This window comes from Novipirellula sp. (assembly GCF_041583735.1).
Taxonomy (GTDB): domain Bacteria; phylum Planctomycetota; class Planctomycetia; order Pirellulales; family Pirellulaceae; genus Novipirellula.
On sequence record NZ_JBFHFD010000461.1, the window covers coordinates 1 to 6,838 of the forward strand.

A 6,838-nucleotide genomic window follows, 5' to 3' on the forward strand; every position below is an offset into this window, starting at 1 on the left:
AAGCATAAAAAAAACCGGCCAATGACGTTTTCACATCATTGGTCGGCTATTTGAAATGCTTCGATCGGTCGGCGGCAAAATGGAGCCGCTGGGAGAAACGCGAAAGTCTCAGCGTACTACTGTACAAGCCTTTGAATGACTTTGGCGAACCCGGAAAATGATCCCTCTGCCGAAATTAGACGACCGAAGCGGTTGTGGGTCTTATTCAGTCCCACAACCTTTATCTTAGACTCGCTAAGGTAGTCATCAAGGTAGGTCGGCAAAAGTTTCGCCCGCCGATGAGACGAACTTGCAAAGTTGCTGCTTTTTTTCCGAAATCCAGTGACGACAAAACTTTTGCGATTTCGCCAATCCCTCAATTCCCCCCCCGCAGTTCCCTCCCTTTACGCCCCTCCTTTTTCGCATCCACTGGAACCTCACACACCATGAGCCCCACACCATCCCCTTTCGATCTGACCGGACGCCGCGCCCTTGTCACCGGCGGTACTCAAGGTGTCGGAGCTGCTATCGCAAAATCAATCGCCACCGCCGGAGCGGATGTGTTAATCCTAGGTCGTGATGAAGACGAGAACGCGATTCGCACGCGGACCGAACTCCGCGAATTGGGAGTCCAGTCGGAATTGTTGACAGCCGATTTGTCAGCCCCTCCGAGTGGATATCTTGCCAATCTAATGGAGGCAATTGAGAACACGATGCCAGGCATCGATCTGTTGATCAACAACGCTGGCACGTTTATCGACACGCCGTTTCTAGAGATGACGTACGAGCGTTACCGCACCACGATCGATTTGAATGTCACCTCGGGATACTTCTTGACTCAGGCGTTTGCCAAACGTTGGGTCGACCAGGGCATCGCCGGCCGCGTGCTATTTACCGGATCGATCAATGGCGTTTTAGCGGAACCCGATCACACCGCTTATGACACCAGCAAAGGAGCGGTCGCGGCGATGGTTCGCTCGCTGTGCGTTTCGTTGGCCCCGCATCAAATCCGCGTCAACGCGATGGCACCGGGGTTGGTCCGCACGCCACTAACCGACATTGTCAACCAAGACACACGCGTCGAAAGCTGGATGAAACTACACACACCCAACGGCCAAATCCCCAGCCCCGATGCATGTGGGGGTGCCGCGGTATTCCTGTTGTCCGACGCCGCGGAACATGTCCACGGACAAACGCTGTTAGTCGACGGCGGGATGAGCGTTTGGCAACAACCCGATGTGCCGGAAAAGTGGTAAACGGCTTTGCGGGGGGGGCCGCAAGTCTTGGCGACTCTTGTTGCGACAACACGGCAGCAGAGTTTACGCTAAAAAGTCGCGTCGAACTCGCGTCAAATAATCCAGCAGCGGCCGCGGTTCGTTCTCGGCGTCGATCAGCCCCGAATGGCTTAACACATGAGGCACTGCATCGGACCAGCCATCCCAAACAATGCCATGCACGATATGTTTGGCAAGCAGCGTGCGAATCAGCGGACTGGCGATTCGCAGTTGATCGGAACTCGCATCAAGCTCGGACGAGGTTTCCGGAAGCGTCTCGAGGGGATAGATCGCTTTTTCATCCGCTCCACGATCTCCGGGGATCGACAGCTGAACTAGCAGCGGCAATCCGAGCGTTCCCCAGCGGTCAATCATTTGGCCAAAGTCGATGGCCGACCGCGGCAGCGTCGCGCCGCTGGCATAGTTCACTCGCACATCCAAACCAAACCCCGCCATCCCGAGTCCGCTGCGAGCGATTGCATCGGCAAAGTGAAGCGGTGAAATCGCGTCTCGGTGTTTGGCCAAATATTCGCCGAACGGTTGATCGAACATCATGATCGCCGGAGTGTTGGGATCGTTGCGGCGAACCGTCTGCAGAATCCCCACAGCTAATCGCATGATTTGCTCGTCGTCAAGCTTCAGCGGGCCGGGTGTATTGAGTCCCGAAGCACAATTCCAAAGCTGGACCGAACCACGAAGTTTTAATACGGTGCGTTCGGCAAAATTACAAACCGATTGCAACAGCGACTCGAAATCATCTTCAAGCAAATACAGCCAGTGCGGCATCAAACGCTCGCGGAAATCCAATAACGGACCTCCGATCACGCGTAACCCTTTGGACGCGCACCAACGAATCGATTGCTCGGCCGCGTCGTAGTCGAAGCGGCCTGAATCGGTTTCGATATCGGCCCAACTCAGTCGCACCGCCGCAGAATTAAATGCCGCGCAAAACGCTTCCTCGTGATCCGGCTCGGTTGGGCTGGGCGGCACCACGGCCGCGGCCAACAACGTCCCCAGCTGGTTCTCACGCTGTTTGCGGAAGGAAACCGACTGGATCGCGTAGCTATCACCGAGCTCCGCATTGGCTCGTTCAAGAATCGAAATCGCTTCGATCGCATACTCCGATGCCACGCCGGGGTCGCCACGACGCTGAGCCGCGTCAAGAAAACGTTGGGTCCCCTCAGCCATCAGCTCTAGAAATGTGCTGGTTAACGTCAATCCGGCTCGCTCCCAGGCATCGGACTGGATGCGGGCACGATAACAACTGCCGCGAGCCAATTCCAAAAGCAGCAGATGGGCTTCTTCGAGCGGCCGCAAACTACAGGTATTGAGCGTGCAATAGCCGACGCCTTCGACCGGACAGGTCAAAAACAGTTTCCCCGAGGATTCGATGCCTCGCGTGATCGTCAATCGCGAACCATCAAATTCGTTTCGCGATTGCCAAGGAACCCCTTCAATCCCGCAGATATAGGCATCTTTCCAGAGAGACCGGCTGATAAAATCTTGAGCCGTCTCAGGGACATCAAAGAAAAACTGTCCCATAGTGTCTTGCCAGGCTGATTCCGAAGTTGATGAGTCATACGCGCGTGCGCAACCAAAAATTGAAGCATGAGAGCGTAACGTATTCTTTCCAGCACGTCGCCATCGGTCTTCTGCGACAATTATTGTACTTTCTAAACGGGGGATTCGCGAGGCGAGGGCAGGAATGTCCGAAGCGAGGATTCGCCCCCGAAGGCTAGTTGCCGAGCAGGGGGCGTTTTGGCAAAGTAAACACATGAGCAACCAAAACGAATCCAGCCCCCCAGACCTGTACACCTTCGACGCCTGCGGAGCACTGCTATCGACGCATTTGCCAATGCCCCGACGAAGTGGCAAAGTCCGCGACGTCTACGATCTGGGAAATTCGCTGATGATCGTCAGCAGCGATCGAATTAGCGCCTTTGACTTCATCTTGCCCAGCGGGATTCCGAACAAAGGCCGCTTGTTAACGCAAATGAGCCGTTTTTGGTTTTCGATGCTACCCGTTCGACATCACTTGCTGGCGACGGAGATCCCCGCCGACTTGATGCAAAAGTTCGACACATCGCCGCTGGAAGGCCGAACGATGATTGTCGAAAAAGCCGACGTCGTGCCGTTTGAATGCGTCGTCCGCGGCTATCTTGAAGGCAGCGGACTGAAGGAATATCAAGCGACGGGCGAGATTTGCGGGAACGCACTACCGCCGGGGCTGAAGCAGTGCGATGCGTTGCCTGAGCCGATTTTCACCCCGGCAACCAAGGCGGAAGAGGGGCACGACGAGAACGTCACTTTCGAGCGGATGGCGTCGGACATCGGTAGGGAACTCGCCGAAAAACTTCGCGATCAAAGCCTGCATATCTACCGCGAAGCCTCTCAGCATGCTGCGTCCAAGGGATTGATCATCGCGGACACCAAATTCGAATTCGGCATGGTCGATGGCGAATTAGTGCTGGTCGACGAAGTGCTGACGCCAGACAGTTCACGATTTTGGAACGCAGCCAGCTACGCGCCGGGATCGGCTCAACCCTCGTTCGACAAGCAATTCGTTCGCGAATACTTGTCGCAGTGCGGCTGGGACAAACAATCCGATCCGCCGCCGTTGCCCGAGCAGGTGATCGAGCGAACCGCAGCGAAATACACCGAAGCGTTCGAGCGGATCACCGGCGAAACGTTTTCCTAATACCGCAGAGATTACGGGCGCATCCGGCACACGAGAATCACACCCCGACGCGTGAGTTCTGAAGTTGCGCTATTTGCTGTCGCGGAGCGACATATTTCGATAGCCTCGGACTTTAGTCCGAGGATTTTCGCCAGTATCAATCGAGTCCCAACGGGACGTTTTGTGACTTAATCGTTCGCCACAGAACGTCGCTCCGCGACGGGGTGCCAATTTCAGAACCGATAACCTTGGACTAAAGTCCAAGGCTATTCCATAAAGTGCCTCCGGCACAAAAACAGCAACTTCGAAACTGACGCGTCGGGTTATGATTTTTCGAAGCCGCAGGCTTGATTGCCGCTGCGGCAGAACGTTTCCACGCCGGACGGAGTCTCAGCCGGTCGCCTTACTTCAATTGGCAATGCTCGAGGATTTCCTCGGCACTGGCGCGATAACCGACATAGAACGGCCCGAATTCGCCGTACTTGGCACTCGCCTCGTCGAACCGCATCTTGTAGACGATCTCTTTCAAGTATTCAGGGTTTCGCCCCCACAGCGTGACCATCCACTCCCAATCGTCGATCCCCACGCCTACGGAGATCAACTGACTTACTTTGCCGGCGAACGCCATGCCGCTTTGGGCATGCTCGGCCATCATCTTGTTTCGCAGACTGAACGGTTCGGTGAACCAATTGGCGCCGACCACACGGCTTTTGTTCATCGGGTAAAAACAAGCGACGGGCCATTCGGGGAATTCCGGTCGGATCCGCTGCTCGTTCATCATCGGTAAACGTCGCTCATACGCAGCCACCTTGGCAGCCACCTCGGGCGAACCGGCGACTTCGCCACCGGCGATCAAACGTTTCTCGTATTCCTCAATCGAAGGAACGTACTCGCTCACTTCGCTCATCGAAACAAACGACCAACTCGCTTCGACAAATTGGCCCAACGGCGGAGCGAGAATGCGTTGATGAACCGCATCCACCTTGGCCGGATCAGGATCCATGATCATCACGCCGAAATCAGCACGATGCCCGCTGGTCCAGTAGCTCGCCAGTCGCTCGGGCGCCACGTCCGCAGCCGGATGCAGCGCGGCTTTGAACTGACTTTGGCACTCAGCGCTCAGACGTGCGGAAAGGGCTTCGCGGCGAAAACGATAAAAGTAATGGGCACAATGCCATCCGTTCTCGGGGATCACCGAGGGCTCGGGCAACGGGGCACCACGGTGACCTGGACGGCCAGCGGGCGATGCAGGTGACGCGGGGGCGGGACGCCCTGAGGAGGGTTCAGGAGAGCTCATCGTTTATCGCTAGGGGAGAGAGGTTTTGAACATCGGCAACAAGTTTCGCCCATCGTACCCCGATTGCCGCCACGTTTGAAAGAAGGGCGCCCCCAGTCCAAACAACTCAGTCCAAACAACTCAGCCGGACTCACCTACGCCCCCCCATGCGGATCCTAACGCTACTGCAGGATCCCAATGCTACTGTAGGGTCCATTCGGTATAGCGGTCCCGATACCCCGTGTGCTTGGACCAACTTCGCTTGCTGGTCGCTCCGAAATAGCCGTACGAATACGGCGTCTTCCAGCTCGCACTCTCCTTGGCTTGCGGGATCGTCGCGGGCGTGCCGAGTTTGCGTTGGTGATGCGACCCGTGCGGAGGATGGGTTTGCGAGTATCGTTCGCCAAGCTTGTGTTTGGGCAAACTGAATTCCGGTGATCGGATCACGCGGTGCGTCGGCGTCGGGTTGCCAGGGCCAATCGCCCCGCCAAACAAATCCGAAAGCAATCCGACATTTTGCCCTGCAGGCGGATCGAATTGATCGGAAACGTGTCCCGGGAGTTCCCCATCGCCATAGCCAGACGGATCGGCTTGAGATGAACCGACAAATCGTGGTTCATCGACCGATCCCGACGTGCGAAGATGTTGCGAATAACGACTCGCTTGCGTCGAACGGTACGAGGCCCCCTGTCGGTCGCTGGACACCGCATGACGAACCGGTTGCGGCCAATAAACGGGGTCACGAAGCGGTTGCGGCGGCTGATTCGAGCGGGCCACCGGAGCCCAAGACTGTCTCGCCCTCGTTTCCGCCGATGTCGCGTCCGCCGCAACTGTCGGAGAAACGACAAGGGTTGATAGAAAAGCGAGCACCAACCCCCTGGCCGAGCAAGATCCGGCGAAAGAACGGTTTGAAATCATTTCAAAAAACTCGACCGAAGGTAAAAAAGCAACCTGCGGACCTGGCAAACTAGGAAAACTTTGCCGATTATCCGCTTTTTACTCATCGGCCGGCGAATAGGGGGTGGTTGAGCCGAAAATCAAAGAATGATTCAAGAACGACTCAAGAAAATTCGGGTCGCCTTTTTTTGCATCATTCCCCGCTCAATTGCGCGGAAATGATCTAGAAACCGCATTGGCGCTGGCTGTATGGTGAAACCATGAATCCGCGGTCGAAATCGGATTGTTGGGTCTGCTGCGGAGGAGTGGCGAATCATCGCAGCGATGGTTCCGGATGTACCGGTTACGGTATTCAAGACTGTGATGCTTTTCCCTTTTCATGATTCGTGCTCTCGTTCGGCGATAGACAACCTAGGCGGCAACGGAGGCCGCAACGTTACTTCCAGGAAGAAATTCATGAAAATGCAACGCCGCCGTTTTGTCGCTCTACTTGGTTCGCTTTCCGCTACGGGTGCGCTGGCAACGGGGAGTGCTTTTGCGGAAGATCCGCAGCTCGTCGAACCGATCCACCGCGTCGCGAACGCGGCCAGCATCACTCACAAGCCGATTTCCCAGCACCCGTTGGATCGCGCCTTGGACATGGCCCAGGACGCACTGACGCACTGCCGCGCCAACGTGAACGACTACACCGCGATCTTGGTCAAGCGTGAACGTGTCGGGGAGACGCTTGGCGAT

5 protein-coding genes and 1 pseudogene are annotated in these 6,838 nt (G+C 56.2%); 3 read left to right on the forward strand and 3 right to left on the reverse strand.

The genetic code is table 11. From position 1 onward, the window contains the following. The first annotated feature begins 425 nt into the window (after nt 1-425). Nucleotides 426-1,235 (forward strand): SDR family NAD(P)-dependent oxidoreductase, encoded by an 810-nt coding sequence (locus tag ABX962_RS25760; protein ID WP_372723631.1) that lies wholly within the window; start codon nt 426-428, stop codon nt 1,233-1,235. Nucleotides 1,236-1,298: 63 nt separating this feature from the next. Here ABX962_RS25760 and ABX962_RS25765 read toward each other — a convergent pair whose 3' ends face one another. Beyond that, entirely contained in the window at nt 1,299-2,795 is a 1,497-nt protein-coding gene (locus tag ABX962_RS25765; protein WP_372723633.1) for a glycoside hydrolase family 10, read from the reverse strand. A gap of 232 nt (nt 2,796-3,027) precedes the next feature. On the opposite strand from ABX962_RS25765, the gene ABX962_RS25770 reads away from it, so the two are divergent. Then, on the forward strand, nt 3,028-3,951 hold the full coding sequence (locus ABX962_RS25770; RefSeq protein ID WP_372723635.1) for a phosphoribosylaminoimidazolesuccinocarboxamide synthase: 924 nt from the start codon (nt 3,028-3,030) through the stop codon (nt 3,949-3,951). A 382-nt stretch (nt 3,952-4,333) separates the two neighbouring features. Here the strand turns inward: ABX962_RS25770 and hemQ are convergent, their stop codons facing one another. After that, a complete protein-coding gene (gene hemQ / locus ABX962_RS25775; protein ID WP_372723639.1) occupies nt 4,334-5,140 on the reverse strand; it encodes a hydrogen peroxide-dependent heme synthase in 807 nt (268 codons plus the stop codon). A 267-nt stretch (nt 5,141-5,407) separates the two neighbouring features. After that, the gene (locus tag ABX962_RS25780; RefSeq protein ID WP_372723637.1) at nt 5,408-5,983 is read right to left on the reverse strand and encodes a hypothetical protein; all 576 of its coding nucleotides are present in this window, start codon (nt 5,981-5,983) and stop codon (nt 5,408-5,410) included. A gap of 444 nt (nt 5,984-6,427) precedes the next feature. On the opposite strand from ABX962_RS25780, the pseudogene ABX962_RS25785 reads away from it, so the two are divergent. Next, nucleotides 6,428-6,838: pseudogene (locus tag ABX962_RS25785) on the forward strand (hypothetical protein); the annotation flags it as partial.

What these genes read in the sequence shown, in the direction of transcription:
- ABX962_RS25760 (WP_372723631.1), top strand. Translation starts at nt 426, where the DNA reads ATGAGCCCCACACCATCCCCTTTCGATCTGACCGGACGCCGCGCCCTT.
- ABX962_RS25765 (WP_372723633.1), bottom strand. Translation starts at nt 2,795, where the DNA reads ATGGGACAGTTTTTCTTTGATGTCCCTGAGACGGCTCAAGATTTTATC.
- ABX962_RS25770 (WP_372723635.1), top strand. Translation starts at nt 3,028, where the DNA reads ATGAGCAACCAAAACGAATCCAGCCCCCCAGACCTGTACACCTTCGAC.